Source organism: Pedobacter sp. KBW06 (genome assembly GCF_003852525.1).
In the GTDB taxonomy this organism is placed as follows: Bacteria; Bacteroidota; Bacteroidia; order Sphingobacteriales; family Sphingobacteriaceae; genus Pedobacter.
Window position 1 is genome coordinate 797,731 of sequence record NZ_QAJL01000004.1, and the last position, 23,579, is coordinate 821,309.

Sequence of the window (23,579 nt, forward strand, 5' to 3'; positions counted from 1 at the left end):
TATAATCAGATTTCTGGTATAATTGCATTATGGATGGCGGGGATACTATCGCTTTATTGATAGAAGATAATTTTTTTAGGGAAAACAGGGAAAATAGCGTAACTGTATTTAGTCAACTTTACCGCCATTATTTTAAAAGATTGTTTATGACAGCTTTAAAGGTAGTAAGAGATGAATATCTTGCAGAGGAAGTGATTCAGGATGTTTTTTTAAGGCTATGGGAAAATGAAGATAAGTTTCATTTGATCAGTGAATTTGAAAAATACCTGTACCGTTCTGTCGCGAACGAATCTTTAAATAAACTAAGAAATCAAAAGACACAAAGTAAACATTATGACCAGCTGTCAAAAGTATCCAGATCTCATTTTGTAGAAAATTTTCTGGAAGAAGAGGAGCTCAAAATGAAGATTGCCAAAGCAGTTGAAACCTTACCTTCACAATGTAAGACTGTATTTAAAATGAGCAGGTACCAGGGCATGAAGTATCGAAAAATTGCAGAAGAACTCAATATTTCAGAAAAAACGGTGGAAGGACATATGGTGAAAGCACTTAAAATCCTAAGAAACCATCTTTTGGGACTAATTCTGCTGATCAGTTACCTCAATTGGGCTTTCGGAAATTAGTAAATTTCTTATGAAATCTAAAAAATCTCTAACTTAAAGTCTTGTTGCTACTCTAAAATTAAACTATAATTTATGTTTTCAGATAAAAGAATACTCGTAGCAGCCATTTTGTCCGGCATTTATTTTGTAATCCTTTTTATCGGAGTACCGGCTATGCTGAATTCCAATTTCCTTAACGGTTTTTTGGAGCTTTTCACCATTCCAATGATCATTTTACAGGGAAGTATACTTGCTTCAGCGGCTTACCGCCTGATCAGGAAAGAAAGCAGAAACTCCTTACAGATGATTATTTCAGGTGCCCTTTCGATGGGCATTATTGTATCCTTTTTCTTTATTTCCTAGAATTAACCAGGATTTCCATACCCTTGTTTCTAATCAATTAAAAAAAAGATTGATCAGAAGCAAGGGTATTTTATTTTAGTCGTGTCTATGTCTAAAAAAAGGCATGGAACATCAAGATGACTACTTTCTTATCACAAACGCTTTAAGTAACCCTGAAAATCTCTCTTTGCAGGAAGAATTAAAAACCTGGAGAGCATTGGATCAGCGTAACGAAGAAGAATACCAGGCCATCAGAAAGATTTGGGAGCAATCTGCACATATTGAAGAAACCTATAGCGGAAGAGATATAGAAGAGGCGGTATCGGCCTTTACTACAAGATTGGAGGCTAAAATATACGAAGAGAAACCAAAGGTTAAAGTTGTTGGATTGTGGTGGAAATCTGCCGCAGCTGTATTGGCCTTCGCAATTCTCGGTTTATGGACTTATAAATCTCTTCAGACAGAGGTTTACACCTTTAAGAGTACATTGGGGCAAAGAGATTCACTTATGCTCGCAGACGGCTCTAAAGTGTATCTAAATAAAAACACTCAAATAAAATATTCCTCACAGTTTAGTAAAGAGAAAAGGGAGTTTTTCCTGATGAAAGGAGAGGCTTTCTTCAACATTACTAAAGACGCAGCCCATCCGTTCAGGGTATTTGTCAATAAATCGAAAATTCAGGTACTCGGAACCACTTTTAATATCCAGAATATAGACAGCACAATTGCTGTGGAGGTTAAAACAGGGAAAGTGAGTTTTGAAAGCCGGGAGAATGCAACCAGTCATATTCTGGAAAAAGACATGGGAATCAGATACGATCAAAAAACAGGGATCGTAAAGAAATACATTGATCTGGACAGACAAACCAATTCCAACTGGCTATACAGAGAACTCAACTTTGTAGATGCAACTCTGCCTGAAGTGTGTGCGCTTATTGAAAAGCAATATGACGTTAAAATCACCATTAAAGGGAAAATATCCAATATCAGAAAGTTAAATGCAAACTTCAGAAATGACCCGCTGAAAGATGTGCTTGATGCTTTAAAAATAACCTACAAAATCAGCATAGAACACCACGACAATCAAATAGTAATCAAGCAATAAAAGAATCAATTAACCAACCTAAATTTTAAATTATGATTAAAAACTTCTACAAAAGAAGAAGGGGATGGAATGGAATCAGCTGGCTGTTAGCCATGTTGATTTTACTCAATTCATCGCCAGTTTTTGCCTTTAGAGAGATGCAGTTGAAGATGGAAACATTGGAATTTCTGCTCAAAAGACTCGAAAAGCAGTACAAAGTTAATTTTGTTTACGATGCCTCAGAAGTAAATAAAAATGTAAGTGTTGATGTAAATACCGAGCATAAGTCAATCGACCAGGCATTGAAACAATTGGAGCCAAGTGGAATTGCTTATTACATCACCGGAAGGAAAGTAATCCTCAGCAAACTGGTAAAGACCGGAGTTGTGACACCAAAAATCCAACAAGTTACCGTTAAGGGAACGGTAAAGTTAAAACTTGGAAATAGCAGCTCAGAAGCTGTGGCCGGAATCAATATCCAGGAGAAAGGCACCAAGAACGGGGTTTCTACAAATGGAAACGGTGAATTTAGCATTAACGTTAAAGAAGGCGCAGTACTGGTCTTCTCTTATATCGGCTATAAAACAGAAGAAGCTCAGGTAAGCGCAGGAAAAACCTCATTCAACATTGTGCTGGAGGAAGACCAGAACAAGCTGAACGAAGTGGTCGTTACCGGTTACCAGACCATCAATAAAAAGCTATTTACAGGTTCTGCGACGAGTATTAAGGGGACAGACGTAAAGCAGGACGGTGTAATCGATGTGACCAGAATGCTGGAAGGTAAAGTTGCCGGTGTTTCTGTGCAGAATGTATCCGGAACATTTGGTTCAGCACCAAAAATCAGGGTTCGTGGGGCGACCTCCATCTCCGGAGAAAACAAGCCGCTTTTTGTAGTAGATGGGGTGGTATTGGAAGATGTAGTCAATATCTCCAACGATCAGCTCTCAAGTGGAGATGCTTCTACGCTGATCGGCTCTTCTCTTGCAGGAATCAATGCGGATGATATCGAAACCTTCAACATTTTAAAAGATGCTTCTGCAACTGCTTTATATGGTGCAAGAGCGATGAACGGTGTGGTGGTGATCACCACTAAAAAGGGTCGGGTCGGTAAAGCCGTGGTTTCTTATACCGGAAACTTCTCTACTTTTTTAAAACCAACTTATGATACTTATAACATCATGAACTCTGCCGACCAGATGTCGGTTAACTCAGAGATTGCCAGAAAAGGTGGTTTGGGAATCAGTATCGCTAATAATGCAGATGGTGGGGTCTATACCAAAATGTGGAAGATGATCAAAGGTTATGATAAAACATCTGGTCAGTTTGGCTTACAGAATACAACAGAAGCCAGGGAAGCATATTTGCAGCAATTTGTTGGTGCGAATACAGACTGGTTTGATATTTTGTTTAAAAATTCTCTTGTTCAGGAACACTCTGTCAGTATTTCTTCAGGAACAGAAACGGCGAGAAGCTATTTCTCTTCCGGATTTTACAATGATAACGGATGGTCTATTGCCGATAAGGTAAAGCGTTATACGATGAACCTGCGTAATGACTATGTCTTGTCTGATAAAGTAACTTTAGGTGTTGTTGCAACGGGCTCTCTCAGACAGCAAAATGCACCGGGAACGCTGGGAAGAACGAGCAATGTAGTAGAGGGAAAATATACGAGATCCTTTGACATTAACCCCTTTAGCTATGCTTTAAATACAAGCAGGGCATTAACTGCCTATGATGAGAATGGAGATCTTGATTTCTTTCCAAAGAACTTTGCCCCTTTTAACATCATTCAGGAACAGGATAACAATTCCATCCGACTGGACCTGTTGGACATGAAGCTGCAGGCCGAACTGGGATATAAAATTGCAAAAGATTTTAATTTTAAAACCCTGGGTGCTTTACGCTATGTAAAAACTACCCGTGAACACCGCGTTACGGAGTATTCAAATATGGCAAATGCCTATCGCTTTGCACCAACCAATACCATCAGAAACAAAAACGACTTTTTATATAAAGATCCAAGCCATCCTGAAGATATTGACAAACAGATTGTATTGCCTCAGGGAGGTTTCTACAACCGTAATGATGATAACCTGATTAACTTTTATGTCAGAAATCAGCTGGACTGGAAAAAGGAAATCAATAAAAAACACATCATCAGTGCTTTAGCAGGACAGGAAATTAAATTTACGGACCGTAAGAACAGTTTTAGCAATGGTTATGGTTATCAGTATGATAAAGGAGGAGTTCCGTTTATCGACTACCGCATCATTAAACAAACACTGGAAGGAAACTTCAACTATTATGGAATGAATGAGTTGTACGACAGGTATGCTTCCTTTTTTATCAACGGAACTTATTCTTATGATGGTAAATATGTTTTCAGTGCAACAGGACGTTACGATGGGTCTAACAGACTGGGAGAATCTGCGGTTGCAAGGTGGTTGCCTACCTGGACAACAAGTGCTGCATGGAATGCCGATCAGGAAGAGTTTATTAAGAAAATACCACAGATCTCTTATTTAAAAATAAGGGGAGGTTATGGATTAACAGCCAGTATGGGAAGTGCTACAAACTCTTCCGTTGTACTTCAAAACGGATCTGCACTACGCCCTGTATTGTCAGAAGTTGAGCCTAGAATCGTAATCAGTGATTTAGAAAATTCAGAATTGACATGGGAGAAACAATACGAAGCGAACGTAGGTCTTGATTTGGGCTTATTTGGAGATAGAATCAACCTGAGTGTCGATTATTATAACCGTAAGGGTTTTGACCTGATCAGTTCTATCCGTACCTCAGGAATTGGTGGCGAAACGACCAAACTGGCCAACTATGCCGATATGAACTCCCATGGTGTGGAGATCACTTTAGGTGGACCAGTTCTGAAAAAGGGAGACTTTAACTGGAGAACGAACCTGACCTTCGGATTCAACAAAAACAAAATTGTTAACCTGAAAAGCTCACCACGCATTTACGACCTGATCGTGCCTGAAGGTGGACCTAAGCTTGGTGGTGCAGTAAGAGGACTGTATTCTATTGATTTCAAGGCTTTAGATGCAATAGGTGTACCTACTTTTGTGAATGAGAATGGTGAGGTGAGCAATAGCGTTTATGTACAAAGTGCAAACACCGGTTACCTGAAATATGAAGGTTCTGTAGATCCAACGATCACAGGAGGTCTCATGAATAATTTCAGCTATAAAGGATTGACTTTAAATATCTTCGTTTCTTATCAGGCAGGAAATAAAATCCGTCTGAACAATGCATTCTCAAGCGGTTATTCAGATGACGATGCCCTGCCAAGGGAATTCCTTAACAGGTGGACGCTTCCATTGGATCAGAACGCAACAAATGTACCTTCTATTGCCGATTATCTGACCAGAAATGCACTGAATGGCAAATACCCTTATACGGCATATAACTATTCGTCGGATCGCGTAGTTGATGGATCTTTTGTACGCTTAAAAACCGTTTCCTTAGCTTATAACCTGCCTTCTAAATGGATCAAATCTATCGGAGGCAATAACTTATCACTATCTCTGGTAGGAAATAACCTATGGCTGATCTATGCAGATAAGAAATTAAAAGGACAGGATCCGGAGTTCTTTACTTCAGGTGGAGTGGCGATGCCGGTTCCGAAACAAATCACACTATCCTTAAAAGTTGGTATTTAACCCTTATTAAATCGCATTACAATGAAAAAATATAATATATATCTTATCCTTTCTGTGATTTTCATTTTCACAGGATGTAAAAAATACCTGGAGCATGTGCCGGATCAGCGTACCACATTAAATACGCCGGAGAAAGTTTCAGAGTTGCTGGTTACCGCCTATCCAAGGGCAAATTTGTTCCTGCTAAGTGAATCTATGTCTGATAATCCAATAGACAACAGCATTTCCGGTGCGGCAAATAATATAAATATTGGCGGATATTTCTGGACAGACCCGGAAGATATCTCTCAGGATTCTCCGAATTATTACTGGGGAGCATGCTATTCTGCCATTGCTGCGGCAAATCAAGCGCTTGATGCTTGTGATAAAGCTAAAAATCCAGAGGCCTACCGCGCTCAAAAAGGAGAAGCACTGGTGGCAAGGGCTTATGCGCATTTTATGTTGGTGAGTTATTATTCTAAGGCCTACGATCCGGCAACTTCGGGTTCAGATCCTGGAATCCCATATGTGACGGAACCAGAAAAAGTAGTCCTGAAAAATTACGAACGTAAAACCGTTGCTTACGTTTACGAGCAGATTGAGAAAGACCTTAAAGAAGGTTTACCGATGATTTCTGATGCTTACACCGCTCCGGCCTATCACTTTACCAAAAGGGCTGCGCACGCCTTTGCATCCAGATTTTACCTGAATAAGAGAGATTATGACAAGGTAATAAGTGAAGCCAATGAGGCCTTTCCTTCCAATGATTTTGTAACTAATGTAAGACCATGGTTTTCTTATGCAAGTTTGGATGCAACTGAAACGAGGATTCAGTTTACTGCGGCAACAAACCCTGGAAACTTATTGATCGGCGAAACCGTTTCCAGGATTGCGAATAACTACTACAATACACGTTATTCGATGTCTCAGGTAAAGTTAAACAGCGTTACAGCACCTCTTGGGGTCTCCTTTTCCAGTTTTAGAAAGTATTCTAACAGCAGTACGTTTTATTATGTGAATAAATTTTATGCGCATTTTGTGCGTACCACGATCAATGCGACGACAGGGACTTATTATGCAATGGTACCCTTGCTAACTACCGAAGAAGTATTGATGAACAGGGCTGAGGCTTATGTCATGAAAGGGAATTATACCGCTGCTCTCGACGACATGAACAGCCTGATCAGTGTGCGCGTAAACGGCTACAGCCCGGCAACACATAACCTTACTGAAGCTAAAATAAAGAACTATTATCTGGCAAGTACTACAGATACACAGCAAGCCTATTTAAAAGCTGTATTGGATATCAAACGTGCAGAATTTGTTCATGAGGGAATCCGTTGGCTGGACCTTAAACGTTTGAATATTCCTGTAACTCATATTGATCTGGACGGCACTGTAAGAGAGCTGGCAGCAAATGACCCGAGAAGGCTATTCCAATTGCCTCCTGAAGTAACCTTATCCGGTGTGGCTTTAAACCCACGTTAATCTATTAACTAATTTGTAATGAAGAAATTAAATATATTATTGACTGCCGGTATGATGTTAACCGTGTTGTCTTGTAAAAAATCCGAAAATCTGGACCGGAAAATAGTTGGTCTGGGAGGAGATAAATGGAAGCAGGATGTCTTAGATAGCTGGCTTGCCGATACCTTTACGAAACCCTTTAATATAGAGGTAAAATACCGTTGGGATGGTTCGGAGCAAAGTGATATCTCTAAAACACTGGTTCCACCAAGAGCAGAAAAAGTTCAGCCGACAATGGAAATTGTAAAGGCAGGATGGATTGATGTGTACACCGCTGAAGCAGGAGCAGATTTTATCAAACAGTTCGCACCAAGACAATATTTACTGGTGGGCAGTTTGCAATATAACTCAGGTGGAACAGTTACCCTTGGAGAAGCCGAAGGGGGAAATAAGGTGACCTTGTTTAACATTAATAATTTTGTAAAAACAGACCGTAATATCATTAAACCTGTATTAAAAACCATTCATCATGAATTTACGCATATTTTAAATCAGACAGTTAGCTATGCAAAGGAGTTTGAACGGATTACGCCTAGTGGTTATACCGCCGACTGGAACAATACCACGCTTGCAAATGCAAACGCAGCCGGATTTATTACACAGTATGCGCAGGCAGCTCCTGGAGAAGACTATGCAGAAATGACTTCTGTAATGCTGACTGATGGAAAAGCCGCCTACGATGCGAAAGTGAACAGCATTGTACTGCCGAAGATAGATTCTATTCCTGATCCGGCAAATCCACCTTTTATCATTCAACGGGAAATGCCCAATGCAACTGCACAGGCTGCAATCCGTAAAAAGGAACAAAGCGTAATTACTTATTTTAAACAGGCTTTTTCTATTGACTTTGCGAGATTGAGAAACCGTACAAATTATGCACTTGCTGAAAATGCACCAACAAACCTGGCTACTTTATTTGGTAACGGCAGACAATTTACGTCGCTGAACGTTGATCCGGACAAATCCGAGGGAATCTCTGCCAGCTTTATGACTACCTGGACTACTGCAAAAGCGGGAGTTGCAGCGATATCCAGCACAAGCAGGGTATTGAACAATTTTGTGCTTTTCTTTTACCCTAAGGCAGGAGAATTGGTACTGAGGGTAAATTACACCAGTGGAACCACACCTTCATTGGCTCATTTTGTCTATAAAGTGGCCTATGATGCCAACCGCAACATGACCCTGACTTATGTGAGAAGAGACGGCAATGGAACAACGCTTGCTCCCGGGATCATCGCTTTAACAAATTATTTGACCACGGGTAGCTTTGCGGTAAGCTGGCGTTATGATGCTGATTTCCTGGAATATGGACAATTAACTAAAACTTCAGATGCCAATTCTTTCTTCTCCGGAAGCTTAGGGGTAACGAAATATTAATGGCGCATTAAAAAAAACAGATATGAAAAAATTCTTATTATACATAGTTCTATTGGCTGCAGGATTCATTTCCGGGTGTAAGAAGGACGAAAAACCGATTTTTGAAGATCCTGATACCAGGCTGGCTGCTACACTTTCTGAGCATCAGGCAGAACTTATTGCTGCTGAAAACGGTTGGAAAGCGACGATCTACCCCAAGCTTGGGAAAGGCTTTTCCTTTTACATTAAGTTTGATGCAAACGGAAAGGTAAAAATGCTCTCAGATTTTAATGCTTCCGCTGCGGTAACGCTTCAGGAAAGCACTTACCGCTTAAAAGCACTGCAGTTTCCAACGCTGATATTTGATACTTACAACTATATCCATTTGCCTTCAGATCCAAATGGCAGTATCAACGGAGGAACCAATGGCAAAGGTCTGACCTCTGATTTTGAATTCGCTTTTATTGAGAAAGTTAGTGATACGCTTAAAATGTTGGGAATCGTAAATGGTAACCCAATGTTTATGGTGAAGGCTACTGCTGCAGAAGCAACAGCATTTAATGCTGGTGGAATTAAAACAATGATGGATGCGAATACTGCTTTCCTGTCGGCAAATAAATTCCCTTACCTGGTTTCCGGAGTCGATATGAAAGTTTCAGTTACAATGGATGTCGCATCGAAAAAGCTGACCTTAAGTTATATTGATGAAAAGGGGGCAAGTAAGGTCTCGAGCGCAGCTTTTGCTTTTGTACTGAACGGGATTTCTTTAAGTGTACCCTTAACTTACGGAACGACAACGATTAGAGACCTGTTTTGGGATACGGATGCGAAGCAGTATTATGTCAATGTGGGTGGAAAGCGTAGTAATGTGTTGAATGCAACCGTTCCTGTGTTGCCTTTAGCTCCTTTGTTTGGTCCTTTAAAAGACTATTCTCAGATCGAATATAATGTGGCTAATGTAACGGCTGGTCTGTCTTCGGATTTTAACGATAAACTGGTTGCTGCAAGGGCAGCAATGCCTGGAGGAAGGATCCTGGATAAGGCTACTTTGAAACTGAATATTGACAATACAATGTCCCTGACCTATAGCTATCGCAATGCTGCGGGTTCAACATTACTGAGTGTAATGACTTACAGCTTCACTAAGGATGCCAATGGGGTATACAGCTTCACTTATCTGACCACAGATGGAAACGGGGCAACAGTAGGGCCTGCACTTACACCAATAACCAATTATTTCAGTAATGCTAAATTTAAACTGGACTGGGTGGCAAATCCTGCCTCAGGAGGAGCTTATGGTGGACTGTACAGTACAACGGATAATGCTTCCTTCTTCTATGGAAATCTGATTAAATAATCGTCAGGTAAGGAAAAGGGTTCTTTTCAAATAAAAAACAAAATAAAAAGTGGAAGCTGTCTCGAAATGAGGCAGCTTTTTTTTATAGGCTTTAATTTTAGGTTAACTTCCGTCAGGGGTGGATCCGGTTCTTGCCGGTGCTTAGCCCACATCAACTACAGGTTCAATCCACACTGAGTCCAGGTTTATGTGAAAAAAGGTGGACTCACTGTGGACTTACCGTGGACTTAGGGTGGACTGAGTCCGAAGGCATACCGACTCAGATACGACACCAGATATAGAAGAGTGGTTCCGGTTTAAAAGGAAAAACGGGAGGGCTCAACTGAAGATTTACACCTCCTGACCGGAAGTGTTTCCGAAAATAATGATTCTTATTAAGATTGATGTTTTCCCTTAATATTTTTTATTTTCTTTTTAAGGGTTGTAATAAGTATTCCAGGCCATTTAATTTGATCTCATATAAAGTTGCAAGCATTTCCCCAAGCTTTCCGGGAGGGAAGCCTTTATTATGAAACCAGATGAGATATGATTCCGGAAGGTCACACACGATTCTGCCTTTATACTTACCAAAAGGCATTTGCATAGTGACCAGGTCATTTAATATTTGAGGATTCATCATCTTTAATTGTTTTATTTGGCAACCATACCCAGCATCTCCACAGCTTCATCTACAGTATTCAGGTTTTCAAAAGCAATGCGTAAAGAGTTTTTTACCTCTTTCAGGTTGCAGATGCGGGGATGCATTTGTGCAAAGTGCAAAATTTGATTGAACATCGTTGAATCAAAAAATGCGGATTGTTTATCTGCGATAAAGTAACCCCTCAATACCCCTTTTTTGAAGCTCAGTTTTTCGAAAGCTAATTTTTTGGCAACCCATTGTAAACGCAGGACGTTGAGCATGGTCTTTACAGGTTTGGGAACAGGGCCGAAGCGGTCCTTCAACGCACTTTCGAAGGTTTTCAACTGTTCTTCATTTTCCAGCTTGGAAAGTTCTGTATAGAGATTGTACCGCTCAGTAATGTTCGTCACATAATCATCCGGTATAAACAATTCAAGATCGGTGTCTACCTGTGTGAAAGTGACAAAAGGTCGGCTCGGTTCATTTTTGAATAAATCCTTGAATTCATCTTCTTTCAGCTCCTGAATGGCTTCGTCCAGAATTTTATGATACATCTCGAAGCCTATTTCGGCAATGAAGCCACTTTGCTCGGCTCCTAAGAGGTTTCCACTCCCCCGGATGTCTAAATCCCTCATCGCGATGTTAAAGCCGCTCCCAAGGTCTGAAAACTCTTCTATCGCACTAAGCCTTTTTCTGGCTTCGGAAGTCAGGGTGGATAGCGGAGGGCTCAACAGGTAGCAGAAAGCCTTTTTGTTGGAGCGTCCTACCCTGCCACGCATCTGGTGCAGGTCACTCAGTCCAAACATATGGGCGTGGTTGATGATGATGGTATTGGCATTGGGAATGTCCAGTCCTGCCTCAATAATGGTGGTGGCAACAAGAACATCTTTTTCTCCATTGATAAAGTCCAGCATGACATCTTCGAGCGCATCTCCATCAAGCTGGCCGTGGGCAATGCCAATGCGTGCTTTGGGAACTAACCGTTGTATCAGTCCGCCGAGCTGCGGCAAATCATTTACCCGGTTATGGATAAAAAATACCTGTCCACCCCTATCCAGCTCAAATTGTACCGCTTCCTGGATCAGTTTGTCATTAAAAACATGAAGTTCGGTATTTACTGCCTGCCTGTTTGGTGGTGGAGTGCTCATGATGGAAAGGTCCCTTGCCCCCATCAGGGAGAAGTGTAACGTTCTTGGAATTGGGGTTGCTGTTAAGGTCAGTGTATCGACATTTGCCCTCAATACCCTCAGTTTTTCTTTCGAGGTTACACCAAATTTTTGTTCCTCATCAATGATCATGATCCCAAGGTCCTTAAACTTGACATCTTTGCTCAGGAGGCGATGGGTACCGATGATAATGTCAACTTTTCCTTCCGCAAGCAAAGCAAGCGTATCTTTGATCTGTTTGTTGGTCTTGAACCTGTTGATGTAATCGACATTGCATGGAAACTCTTTTAAACGGCCTGAAAAGGTCTTAAAGTGTTGTAAGGCAAGGATGGTAGTGGGAACAAGAATCGCCGCTTGTTTTCCATTGGCAACGGCTTTAAATGCAGCCCGGATGGCAATCTCCGTTTTTCCAAACCCAACATCTCCGCAAACGAGCCTGTCCATTGGATGGGGTGCTTCCATGTCTCTTTTAACATCCATGGTTGCTTTTTCCTGATCCGGTGTATCTTCATAAATGAAAGAGGCCTCCAGTTCTGTTTCCAGGTAACCATCCGGATCAAATGCAGTTCCTACCTGGGTTTTCCGTAAAGCATAAAGCTTAATCAGGTCCCGGGCGATATCTTTAACTTTTTTTTTAGTAGTCTTCTTTAGCTTATCCCAGGCCTCAGTGCCCAGTTTATTCATTTTGGGTGGAGTTCCCTCCTTTCCGCTATATTTTGCAATGCGGTTTAGGGAATTGATATTTACATATAAAAGGTCATTATCTGCATATACCAGACGGATCATTTCCTGAGTTTTGCCATTCACTTCCACCTTTTCCAGACCGGCATACTTGCCGATTCCATGATCAATATGGGTGACAAAATCTCCTGGTTTAAGGTCTCTTAATTCTTTTAAGGTAATGGCCTGGCTTCGCTGATAGCCCCTTTTCAGTTTGTACTTATAAAAACGGTCGAAAATCTGATGGTCCGTATAAAAAGCCACCTGCTGCTGCGCATCCAGAAAACCTTCTCTCAGCGGGATGTTGACCGGAGTAAATTTTGCTGTTTTATCAATGTCCTCTAAAATGGCATATAGTCGCTCGGTTTGTTTTGCTGAGGAGCTAAAAATATAATTGTGGATGCCCTGTTTCTCATTCTCCTTTAAGTTGTGAATGAGAAGGCTGAAATCTTTGTTAAATGAAGGCTGAGGCTTGGTTTCGAAAGAAAAAACATGATCTGTTTTATAGAAAAACTGTTTTCCGAATTCTATAAGCGCAAAATCATGGACCATGTCTGCCAGCATTTTCTCATCCGTGAAGGCAAATTTAGGGTCTATCCAGTCTTGGTTTTCCTGTTTTTCTTTTGCAGGAAGTGCCCTCCAGAGCTCTACGGCTTTTTTATAACCGGCTTTAACAATGTCGAAGCAGGATTCTACATCTTTAAACCAAAGCTGGGTATCCTTTTCGATATAATCTAACAGATTGATATTGCTTTCTGTCAGGTATTTTGATTGCACATTCGGGATGATGGTCAGATTTTTTACATCTTCAACAGAAAGCTGGCTTTCAATTTCGAAGGTGCGGATACTTTCTACAATATCTCCGAAAAACTCGATCCGGTATGGCAGGTCGTGGGAGAAAGAGAAAATATCGACGATTCCTCCCCTGATAGAAAACTGACCAGGTTCGTAGACAAACTCCGTTCGTTCAAAGGCATAGTCGATCAGGAATTCATTGATAAAATCAATTCCCAGTTTTGCATTAATGCCAATTTCCAGGGTGTTTTTTTCCAACATGCTCCTGTTGATGACCTTCTCTGCCAGGGCCTCAGGATAGGTGACCACAATCTTTCCGTATTCTGAATTGTGATTCAGCTCATTCAGTACTTCGGCTCTTGCAAGAACATTAGCCGTATCTACCTGTGTAAATTCAAAGGCTTTCCGGAAGGAAGAAGGGAAAAGTAAAACTTCTTTATCGAGCATACTCTCCAGGTCGGCCATGAAATAAGAGGCCTCTTCCCGATCCGGGAGAATAAACAATTGAGGTTTGTGTAACAGGAAATAAGTAGCTATGGCAATTGTTGCATCAGCAGAACCAACTAAACCTTTTAGCTGAAGTTTGTTACCTTTGCCCGCATTAAGGGCTTTTGCTAATGCGACAATGCGCTCATCTGTTTTGTAGTTGTTAATCAGGTCGCGGATGTTCACTATGCAAAGGTAAGATTTATGATGAGCATAAATGTAACAAAGTACCTATTAATCAATCTAAAATAAAAAAGGATATTGGAACCGCGGTGGTTCAGGATAGAACAAAGCCTATAGATGAAAATGCTACACCGTATACCTGTTGAATTGATCTTTTGGATCACAGCCCTGGTATTGCTGGCAGCTGCAGCGCCGGAAAAACATGGGCATATTCATCACTTTACGCTTTGTCCACTGGCAAATATGGGATTTGACTGGTGTCCGGGATGTGGAATTGGAAGAGCAATCACACAATTGTTCCATGGAAACATCAGGGAAAGCCTGGAACAACATTGGTTCGGAATTCCAGCGCTGATGATCATTGTTCATCGAATAATAGAACTGGTTAACAGAATAATAATTAATAACAGAAAATTAAAATATAAGGAGAAAAGATATGTTTGATTCACCATTTATGTCATTGCCGGGTATCACACCCCAGGAATATTCGTACTTGCAGACTGCAACTACCGGATTTAGTGAACAACAGTTGAGAGGATTTTTAATGATTTATGGAAGTAAAAGAAGAAATCCGGATGATATGGTCTTGTACTGTATCCTGGGCTTTTTTGTTCCTGGATTGCCTCGTTTCCTTGTCAATCAAATTGGAATGGGTGTTTTGTATTTCTTTACTGTAGGCTTATGCTTTATAGGAACGATCATCGATTTGATCAACCACAAAACCCTGGCTTTCGAATACAACCAGAGAATGGTTTTTGAAAGTCTGCAAATGGTAAAAATGGGAAACCTTCAATAGAACTATTTTTAGAGAAAAGCCGGTGCAAGTATTTGTACCGGCTTTTTTTATGAATTCAGGACAGATTTATTATAATTTTAATTTCTGTCATTCAAATCGTAAATTTACAACTTATGAGGTTATCCGTTTTAATAAAACACCTGGAGGCATTTGCTCCGCTGAACTATCAGGAAGATTATGATAATTCAGGTTTGCTGATCGGCGAGCCGGAAATGGAAGTTCATGCTGCCCTGGTTGCATTGGATTGCACAGAAGCAATTGTAGATGAAGCCATTGAACAGAACTGCAATTTGATCATTACACATCATCCTATTGTCTTTAAGGGGCTTAAAAAGATTACAGGAAAAACCTACGTAGAACGGGTCGTGCTGAAAGCCATTAAAAATAACATTGCCTTGTATGCGATTCATACGAACCTGGATCATGTAAAGCATGGAGTTAATGGGGTAATCGCAAAAAGGCTGGGCCTTAAAAACGCGAAAATACTTAGCCCAAAAAGCGCTTTGCTGAAGAAACTGGTTACATTTTGCCCTGTTGCCCATGCGGAAGAGCTTAGAAATGCGCTGTTTGCTGCAGGAGCGGGTGAGATTGGAAACTATAGCGAGTGCAGTTTTAATGCAAACGGAACGGGTACCTTTAATGGAAATGAAGATACGGATCCCTATGTCGGAGAACAGGGATTGCGCCATCATGAACAGGAAATCAGGATTGAAACGGTATTTACCGTTCAGGATGAAAGAAAAATTTTGCTGGCCTTACTGGAAAACCATCCTTACGAAGAGGTGGCCTATGACATCTACCCTCTGGAAAATAAACTGGACACAGTTGGCGCAGGAATGATTGGCTGGCTGGAAGAAGGAATAGAGGGCCGTGCATTTCTTAACCTCGTGAAAGACAGAATGGATGCGGTGGTCATCAGACACACCAGGCTGTTGCCAAAAAAAATCCGTAAAGTTGCAGTTTGTGGAGGATCCGGAAGCTTTTTACTGAAAGAAGCAATTGCTGCGGGAGCCGATGCCTTTGTTACAGCGGATTTTAAATACCATGAGTTTTTTGATGCTGATGAAAAATTAGTCATTGCAGATATCGGACACTTTGAAAGTGAACAATTTACATCTGATTTGTTGATAGATATTATTCAAGAAAAATTTCCTAACTTTGCAATCCGTTTAACGGAGCATAACACAAACCCCATAAATTATTTCATTTAATGGAACAAACTGTAGAGCAAAAGCTAAAAGCTTTATACGAATTACAAACCCTGCATACTAAGATCGATAAAATACGTCAAATACGTGGTGAGTTACCAATGGAAGTTGCCGATTTAGAGGACGAGGTTGCCGGCCTGGAAACACGTATACAAAAATTCAAAGGCGAATTGGATGATACTGAAGATGCCATTGTAACACGTAAAAATATGATCAAAGAAGCTCAGAACTTGATCAAAAAATATGAGACCCAGTTAAAAGATGTTAAAAACAACCGTGAGTATGATGCCTTAACTAAAGAGGTAGAAATACAAACGCTTGAAATCCAGGTTTGCGAGAAAAAAATCAGAGAGTTTGGGTTTGATATTGTGACTAAAAATGAGGTTTATGAAAAAGCACTTGCCGATTTAGAATCAAGAAGAAAAGACCTTGATATCAAAAGAGGAGAACTGCAAACCATTACTTCTGAAACGGAAAAAGAAGAGCAGGCATTGGCTAAAAAATCTGAAAAAGCAGAAACACTAATCGAAGAAAGGCTTTTAACAGCTTACAACAGATTAAGAGGAAATGCAAATAACGGATTGGCAGTCGTAACGATTGATCGTGATTCATGTTCTGGATGTTTCAACCAGATCCCACCTCAACGTCAGCTTGACATTCGTCAACGTAAAAAAATCATTGTTTGTGAGCACTGTGGAAGAATCCTTGTGGATGAGGCCCTTACATTGGAAGTTGTTCCTGCATAACAAAATGAGCTTATATAGAAAGAGGCCGGTATTTTTATCCGGCCTTTTTTTATGCCTGTTTTTTTTCATTCTTTAAAACATACTTAGGTAACTTGCGTTATGTTTTTTTAATCATTGATCAGACCGATTTGATACCTTATGTCTAAAAGAAATTTTTCTTGTGCCAAATATATTTTTCTCGCGCTCTTCCTGACCTCTCCCTTTTCACTTTTTGCCAATTTTGATTTCAATGCGAATTGCCTGAGGGCTTATCAGAACATTTTCGAGTTAAAGTTGACTACAGCAAAGGCGCTGATCGCAAATGAAAAGAAAGTAAACCCCAATAATTCGATTATTCCTTTACTGGAGAACTATATCGATTATTTTCATTTACTGACCACCGAAAGCAAGGCTGATTTTGATAAATTAAAAGAAAACAAGTCAAAGCGGCTGGATCAGGTGGAAGGAGATGATAAAAGTTCCCCTTACTATTTGTATGCACAGGCTGAAATCAATTTGCAATGGGCGTTGATCAGAGGGCGCTATGGGGAGTATTTTACAGCTGCAAGAGAGATAAAAAAGGCAAATGGCCTGTTGCAGGACAACGTTAAAAAATTTCCTGCTTTCCATCTGAATGCTAAAGGCCTGGGAGTGATCAATGCTTTCCTTGGTAATCTGCCTGACGGAATGCTTAAAAGTACATTGGCGACATTCGGAATCCGGGGAAACTTGCAAACCGGCATGAATATGCTGGATAATCTGGCAGAAAACTTACCTAAATCAACCTATGAGCCGTTTTACGAAGAGGTGATCTTTTACTATGTCTTTGTCTTGAACGACATTGCCCATAGCCCAAGCGCCTACCAGAAAACGATGAAGTATACCGGACGAATTGCGGATAGCAGTTTGCTGAAAGCATACCTGCAAGCCTCCGTTTGTGCGAAGACCGGACACAATGGCGAAGCCATTCAGATTTTATTAAACAGACCTTCCGGAAGTTATTATGAGCCTTTCCCCTATCTGGACCTACTATTGGGAAAGGCAATGCTCAATAAACTGGATTACTCAGCAGCTACTTATTTTAATCGGTTTTTACAGCATAATAAGGGCGTGAATTACATTAAAGACGCAAACTTGTACTTAGCTTGGTCTTCTTTGTTAAAGGGCGACACGGGAGCTTATTCTGCGTTTATAGCCAAGGTCAAAACTGCGGGTTATACTTATCAGGAAAAAGATAAGCAGGCTTTGAACGAAGCCAATTCTCCTGTGCCGGATGTCTCGTTGTTAAAAGCCCGGCTTTTATTTGATGGAGGTTATTACGGTAAAGGTCTGGAAATCTTGTCAGACAAGAAAGAGGGCGACTATGCTGTAGGACGGGACCGGACAGAGTATTATTATCGTTTGGGCAGGATCAATGATGAATTAGGCAAAGATGGGGTTGCTTTATCCAATTATCAGCTCGCGATAGATGCAGGGAAGACGTTGAAATATTACTTTGCTGCAAACTCCGCTTTGCAAATGGGGAAGATTTATGAGCGGCAGAAGAATTACCCCAAAGCTAAAGCGAGTTTCAATACCGCTATCCAAATGAAAAATCACGAGTATGAAAGTAGTATTGAGACTCAGGCTAAAGCAGGATTAAATCGTATAAAATAGTTAATTCCCCTTCTTTTCGTCTTTATTCAGGCTCAGATCTGCAGCGGCAGCACCTGCTACAAGGGCACCGATCCCGACTCCGGTCATTGCTTTGCCATATCCGGTTGCTTCCGAATAATAGAAGATATTGCCAGGTTTACGCTCCATGGCTGTCATTACTTTTGGATTTGCACCTGTTTTAATTAGATTGGAAATATAAAAATCCTGACGTAGAGAGAAGTTATGCTGTTCGTTTTGGTTTTGTGTATAAAGCGTTAAATAGCTTTTGAAATTCAGCGGGCTGTTTTGTGAATTAAAGCTTGCCTCTTTCGCCCATACCCCTGGCCTACCGGTCAGTGCAATATAAGAACGCTGGTATAAGGTATCGGAAATGGCTTTATAGTCAATTTGAGCTAGTGTCAGCGGGACCTTTGTAATGCGGGATTTTGGAGGAATGAAGCTGATTTCTTCCGGTAAAGTTGCAGCACCCGAAATTTTCGCGTTATAATCAGTCGTTTCCAGGCCATTAAAATGCTCAAAGCCTCCCAGGGAGCTTCCAGACAGTTTAGCATTGAACGTCATTTGCTTTCCTGAATAACTGGTTGCCCTATCCCCTTTTATCAAGGCCGACTTTTGCCAGTTAACGTATAGGGGTTCATTGAGCTTATTGTAAAGCTCAATGCTGATTGGTGCATTAACGCCATGAAAATTATAGGTGATTGCAAGTGTATCGTTCTCAAATTTGAACTCTCCGGTAGCCTCATTTTTGAGGGTGTTTGAGCTTTCTAAGGTGCTGACATAATATCTTGAGCAAGAGCTGAACGATACTATTGCAATTAAAAACGGAAATATTTTTCTCATAGCCTCATTGATTTGATTGGTGTGCTAATCAAATTTAATGAAAAAGACGTATGTTTTGGTTTGTTTCTAAAAATTATTTGCGTTAAAAGCGGTAGACAAATGCATTGATGTGCATTCCTGCACCTACGGATGCAAATACTGCATAATCTCCTTTATTGATCTGATATCCGTTTACATTTCCCTTCCAAACCAGGTCAAGTAAGGTCGGTACAGTGGCCACAGAGCTGTTTCCAAGCCAGCAAATAGACATGGGTACCAGATTGTCAGGAACAGTGTCAATATCGTATAGTTTAAACAGACGCTTCATGATGGCATGGTCCATTTTCCCATTTGCCTGGTGAATGAAGACAATTTTGATGTCTTTTATATCTATTTCTGCTTTATCAATTGCTTTTTTGACAACCTGAGGGACGTTTGTAACGGCAAATTCATAGAGTTTACGGCCATTCATCTTTAGATACATATTGCCGTTGGTTTCAGCAGGATTATTGCTTTTCCCCATCGTTAGCAATGAGCCAAAATTAACCGCATAAGTTTGCGTTTTATGGGCAATGATCCCAAGGTCTTCTGCTGAGGATTTCGCTTCAAAAATTACTGCAGCGGCGCCATCTGAAAAGATCATCGTATCTCTGTCGTGAGCATCGGTGATTCTTGAAAGGGTTTCCGCTCCGATCACCATTACTCTTGAGGCATCTCCGCTTTGAATCAGATAATTGGCCTGAATGGCTCCCTGTACCCAACCCGGACATCCAAATATCAGATCGTAAGCAACACAATCCGGATTTTCAATCTGAAGCATTTGTTTCACTTTAGCGGCAAGGGCAGGAAGAATATCCATCCTGTTGCTTCCGAGTTTGACATCTCCGAAATTGTGGCAGAATATAATGTGATCGAGGCTTTCCTTGTCTATTCCTGCATGATCAACCGCGCGCTGTGCAGCAATGGCCGCCATGTCGCTGCTGGATAAATGATCATCAATATAACGTCTTTCTTTGATCTCTGTGATCTCCGTAAATTTATTGATGATTTCACGAATGTCCTTGTCAAGGGCTACTCCGTTGTCGTAAAATGTAGAGTTTAAAAAGGCGTCACCTGAGATGATATTTTCTGGAATATAACTGCCAGTACCTATAATAACTGAATGTATGTTTCTTTTTTCGCCCATTTTGAACCGTATACTGATTTGGTGTACAGTATAAAATTAGGATTAATTAATTGAAAAATAAAACGATTAAGAAAAATCGTCGATTAAAAATACAAATAATTCTTTAGGTCCGTGTGCGCCGAGTACCAGTGTTTTTTCAATATCGGCGGTTCTGCTTGGGCCTGTGATCGTGCTGATCATCGAAGGGAGCTGATCTCCATATTTGTTTTTGATGAGTTTGAAAGCATCCTTTAGATCGAGAACGAGCTGTCCGGTTCTCGCAATTACAATGTGGTGATGCGGAAAGATACTAAGTCTTCTTCCGGCCGCATTTTCATTAGAAACCATTATGGAGCCATTACGTGCAATCAAAGCTTCACAAAGGGTGATTCCTACTTCTGCCAGTTCAAAGTCTTTGTCTGTCTGGTAAAAAGGGAATTCGTACTCAGATAAGAGCCGCTGTAATTCCGGCTCCCAGCAGTAGATCTTTCTCCAGTTGAATTTCTCTGCCAGTTGTAAAATGTTTTCGATGAATTCCAGCCCGTTTTCGCAGTAAATAAAATTACCGGAAACAGCAGTCAGTTCTTCTGCGAACATGATTTCCGGCATTTCATCGCTTTTTGGATATAGCGGAGTATCTTCCAGATTAGGATAGGGATTGTCGCGCTTTTCTAAAAGGGCTTTCCTTATCTTTTTTAGCATTAATTCCTTAGAAGATCTGTTTTCTTGCATAAAAAAAAGAATGAGCAGTCCACTTGAATTTAAGTAGACTGCTCATCGAAAATGGGTTTAAGATTCTGTTTGAGCAGGGCTGGTTGGAGCAGCAATATCAGTTGCTTCACCAATACCATTGTGTAATAACCCTTCGGCAGCAGGTTTTTGATCGCCTGTTCCATTTACAAATTCATCGTAAGTGGTGCGGTTATCAAAAGGACGTTTGCCTAAAATCTCTTCCAGATCTGCCTGGAATAAGATCTCTTTTTCCAATAGTTTCTGAGCTAGTTTCTCTAAGCCATCTCTTTTATCAGTTAAGAGTTGTTTCGTTCTGATGTAAACTTCTTCTACCAGTTTACGAACTTCTATATCAATCAGTTCTGATGTTTTTTCAGAATAAGGCTTGTTGAAATTATATTCATTCTGAGGATCATGGAAAGACACGTTACCAATGGTATTGTTCATTCCATAGATCGTTACCATTGCATAAGAAAGCTTGGTAATACGCTCTAAATCATTTTGAGCACCAGTCGAGATTTTGCCAAAAACAATGTCCTCAGCAACTCTTCCGCCCATGGTCATACACATGCCGTCTGTCAACTGCTCTGTAGTGTATAAGAATTGTTCTTTAGGAAGGTATTGAGCATATCCCAATGCTGCAACACCACGGGGAACAATGGATACTTTTACCAAAGGATCTGCATGTTCAAGGAACCAGCCTGCGATGGCGTGGCCTGCTTCATGGTAGGCAACTATTCTTTTCTCTTCCGGAGAGATGATTTTATTTTTCTTTTCTAATCCACCGATCACACGGTCAATTGCATCCTGGAAATCCTGCATATCTACAGATTCCTTATTGCGTCTGGCGGCAATTAATGCGGCTTCGTTACAAACGTTGGCAATTTCGGCACCGGCAAAACCAGGAGTCTGTGCAGATAGTTTTTTGGCATCCACAACTTCATCCGTTTTGATTGGTTTCAAATGCACTTTGAAGATCTGTTCACGACCTACCAAATCTGGCTTGTCGATAGAGATCTGTCTGTCAAAACGACCTGGTCTAAGTAATGCAGAGTCTAATACATCCGGACGGTTTGTTGCAGCAAGAATGATAATTCCTGAATCTGTACCAAATCCATCCATCTCCACCAATAGCTGATTCAGGGTGTTTTCACGTTCGTCATTTCCGCCCATCATACTGTTTTTTCCTCTGGCACGACCAATCGCATCCACCTCATCAATAAAGATGATACATGGTGCTTTATCTTTGGCTTGTTTAAATAAATCACGTACACGTGATGCTCCTACCCCAACAAACATCTCCACGAAGTCTGAACCGGATAAAGAGAAGAAAGGAACCTGAGCTTCACCGGCAACAGCTTTTGCCAATAAGGTTTTACCTGTACCTGGTGAACCAACCAATAATGCGCCTTTAGGGATTTTACCTCCCAGATTGGTATATTTTTTAGGATTTTTAAGGAAATCGACGATCTCCATTACCTCTTGTTTGGCTTCTTCAAGTCCTGCAACATCATTGAAGGTCACATTTACCTGACTTTCTTTATCAAAAAGTGTTGCTTTAGATTTTCCAATATTGAAGATCTGACCACCACCACCACCGGCGCCACCACCCATGCGGCGCATAATGAAGATCCAGAATCCGATAAATAACAATACCGGGATAATTACGGTAAAGAACCAGGAGTTGAATGTACTTTGTCTGGTTTCTTTCTCTGCAAGAATCTGTTGGTCCGGAGGCAGATTTTTCTGAGACTCTCTCAATTGAGTATCTAAGGCATCCATGGAGCCCGAAGTGAAGTATACGGCAGGCCCGTTAGCAGTACCAAAGTTATTCTTGCTGATGTATTTTTTGTATTTCTCTGTGTTGAGTCTGTCTTTTTTAATGTAGACCTCCACCTTTACCAGATCTTCGTGCTTATAGGCGACCAGTTTTTCAACATCACCAGGTAAAAGCATCTGAGTTTCGAAAGTACGGTAAGTAACGTCTTTAGTCGTATCTGCGCTAAATAAGAATTGCAATAAAATCAACCCTAGAATAATAGCCGCATAAACCCAAAAGATATTGAATTTAGACCCTTTTTGAGGTTTCTTTGGGATATTCGGGATTCTCTTAATTAATTTAGGCTTTGTATTTGGGTTCTCTTTCATCTTGAGTCAAAAATGTTTTGTGTAAATGATTAGGCGCTTTTATAGCTTGTCGACTGGGCATCCCCCCAAAGGTCTTCAATTCCGTAAAAGTCTCGCTTTTCAGTTTTAAATATGTGAACTACAATATCGAAATAATCCAGGATGATCCACTCTGCGCTTTCGAGCCCTTCTTTTCTCCATGGATTGGTTTGGGTGCTTTTATAGATTTCATCTTCTACACTGTCGGCAATGGCCTTTACTTGTGTAGCCGAATCTGCATTGCAGATGATAAAGAAATCAGAAACAGAACTGTTAAGTTCCCTTAGGTCTAAACGCACAATATCATTCCCTTTTTTTTCCTGTATGCCATGAACGGCTATCTCTGAGAGGTATGTAGAAAGGTTTACAATTTTCTTTTTTACCATTAAAATGTTTTAGTTTTGATAAACAAATATACAATC

At 40.6% G+C, this 23,579-nt stretch carries 19 protein-coding genes; 12 read left to right on the plus strand and 7 right to left on the minus strand.

Annotated features, from left to right (window positions below; all coding sequences use genetic code 11):
* Positions 1–29: 29 nt before the first annotated feature.
* The 7 genes from DBR43_RS25655 (at position 30) to DBR43_RS25685 (ending at position 9,921) form a co-directional block, all read left to right on the plus strand.
* The gene (locus DBR43_RS25655) at positions 30–623 is read left to right on the plus strand and encodes an RNA polymerase sigma-70 factor (protein WP_124586169.1); all 594 of its coding nucleotides are present in this window, start codon (positions 30–32) and stop codon (positions 621–623) included.
* 72 nt (positions 624–695) lie between these two features.
* Positions 696–965: a hypothetical protein gene (locus DBR43_RS25660; protein WP_124586171.1), complete on the plus strand. Its 270-nt coding sequence runs from the start codon at positions 696–698 to the stop codon at positions 963–965.
* 103 nt (positions 966–1,068) lie between these two features.
* Complete coding sequence (locus DBR43_RS25665; protein ID WP_124586173.1) at positions 1,069–2,049, plus strand: FecR family protein; 981 nt, start codon at positions 1,069–1,071, stop codon at positions 2,047–2,049.
* Positions 2,050–2,081: 32 nt separating this feature from the next.
* Entirely contained in the window at positions 2,082–5,702 is a 3,621-nt protein-coding gene (locus DBR43_RS25670) for a SusC/RagA family TonB-linked outer membrane protein (protein ID WP_124586175.1), read from the plus strand.
* Positions 5,703–5,723: 21 nt separating this feature from the next.
* Entirely contained in the window at positions 5,724–7,169 is a 1,446-nt protein-coding gene (locus DBR43_RS25675; RefSeq protein WP_124586176.1) for a RagB/SusD family nutrient uptake outer membrane protein, read from the plus strand.
* Between the two features lie 18 nt (positions 7,170–7,187).
* Positions 7,188–8,585 (plus strand): putative zinc-binding metallopeptidase, encoded by a 1,398-nt coding sequence (locus tag DBR43_RS25680; RefSeq protein ID WP_124586177.1) that lies wholly within the window; start codon positions 7,188–7,190, stop codon positions 8,583–8,585.
* Between the two features lie 22 nt (positions 8,586–8,607).
* Positions 8,608–9,921, plus strand: coding sequence for a DUF4302 domain-containing protein (locus tag DBR43_RS25685; RefSeq protein ID WP_124586178.1), 1,314 nt, complete (start codon positions 8,608–8,610; stop codon positions 9,919–9,921).
* Between the two features lie 403 nt (positions 9,922–10,324).
* Here DBR43_RS25685 and DBR43_RS25690 read toward each other — a convergent pair whose 3' ends face one another.
* On the minus strand, positions 10,325–10,537 hold the full coding sequence (locus DBR43_RS25690) for a DUF3820 family protein (protein ID WP_199757139.1): 213 nt from the start codon (positions 10,535–10,537) through the stop codon (positions 10,325–10,327).
* A gap of 14 nt (positions 10,538–10,551) precedes the next feature.
* The gene (mfd, locus tag DBR43_RS25695; RefSeq protein ID WP_124586180.1) at positions 10,552–13,893 is read right to left on the minus strand and encodes a transcription-repair coupling factor; all 3,342 of its coding nucleotides are present in this window, start codon (positions 13,891–13,893) and stop codon (positions 10,552–10,554) included.
* A gap of 114 nt (positions 13,894–14,007) precedes the next feature.
* Here mfd and DBR43_RS25700 point away from each other — a divergent pair, with 114 nt between their 5' ends.
* The 5 genes from DBR43_RS25700 to DBR43_RS25720 all read left to right on the plus strand — a co-directional run bounded on the left by DBR43_RS25700 (position 14,008) and on the right by DBR43_RS25720 (position 18,275).
* Complete coding sequence (locus DBR43_RS25700; protein ID WP_124586181.1) at positions 14,008–14,334, plus strand: DUF2752 domain-containing protein; 327 nt, start codon at positions 14,008–14,010, stop codon at positions 14,332–14,334.
* A complete protein-coding gene (locus DBR43_RS25705) occupies positions 14,327–14,686 on the plus strand; it encodes a TM2 domain-containing protein (RefSeq protein ID WP_083362030.1) in 360 nt (119 codons plus the stop codon). Before DBR43_RS25700 ends, DBR43_RS25705 begins: the two co-directional genes overlap by 8 nt.
* A gap of 113 nt (positions 14,687–14,799) precedes the next feature.
* Positions 14,800–15,897 carry a Nif3-like dinuclear metal center hexameric protein gene (locus tag DBR43_RS25710; protein WP_124586182.1) on the plus strand — a complete coding sequence of 366 codons (1,098 nt, stop codon included), beginning with the start codon at positions 14,800–14,802 and terminating at the stop codon, positions 15,895–15,897.
* The gene (locus DBR43_RS25715; RefSeq protein ID WP_074611442.1) at positions 15,897–16,640 is read left to right on the plus strand and encodes a zinc ribbon domain-containing protein; all 744 of its coding nucleotides are present in this window, start codon (positions 15,897–15,899) and stop codon (positions 16,638–16,640) included. The genes DBR43_RS25710 and DBR43_RS25715 overlap by 1 nt, the downstream gene beginning before the upstream one ends.
* Before the next feature lie 138 nt (positions 16,641–16,778).
* Positions 16,779–18,275, plus strand: a complete 1,497-nt coding sequence (locus DBR43_RS25720) for a tetratricopeptide repeat protein (protein ID WP_124586183.1) — start codon at positions 16,779–16,781, stop codon at positions 18,273–18,275.
* Here the strand turns inward: DBR43_RS25720 and DBR43_RS25725 are convergent, their stop codons facing one another.
* The 5 genes from DBR43_RS25725 to rsfS form a co-directional block, all read right to left on the minus strand.
* Entirely contained in the window at positions 18,276–19,115 is an 840-nt protein-coding gene (locus DBR43_RS25725) for a hypothetical protein (protein ID WP_124586184.1), read from the minus strand.
* A gap of 82 nt (positions 19,116–19,197) precedes the next feature.
* The gene (locus DBR43_RS25730) at positions 19,198–20,280 is read right to left on the minus strand and encodes a 3-oxoacyl-ACP synthase III family protein (protein WP_124586185.1); all 1,083 of its coding nucleotides are present in this window, start codon (positions 20,278–20,280) and stop codon (positions 19,198–19,200) included.
* A gap of 66 nt (positions 20,281–20,346) precedes the next feature.
* Positions 20,347–20,991 carry a lactate utilization protein C gene (locus tag DBR43_RS25735; RefSeq protein WP_124586186.1) on the minus strand — a complete coding sequence of 215 codons (645 nt, stop codon included), beginning with the start codon at positions 20,989–20,991 and terminating at the stop codon, positions 20,347–20,349.
* Positions 20,992–21,048: 57 nt separating this feature from the next.
* A complete protein-coding gene (gene ftsH / locus DBR43_RS25740; protein WP_124586187.1) occupies positions 21,049–23,139 on the minus strand; it encodes an ATP-dependent zinc metalloprotease FtsH in 2,091 nt (696 codons plus the stop codon).
* A gap of 29 nt (positions 23,140–23,168) precedes the next feature.
* Positions 23,169–23,543 (minus strand): ribosome silencing factor, encoded by a 375-nt coding sequence (gene rsfS / locus DBR43_RS25745; RefSeq protein ID WP_124586188.1) that lies wholly within the window; start codon positions 23,541–23,543, stop codon positions 23,169–23,171.
* Positions 23,544–23,579 lie beyond the last annotated feature (36 nt).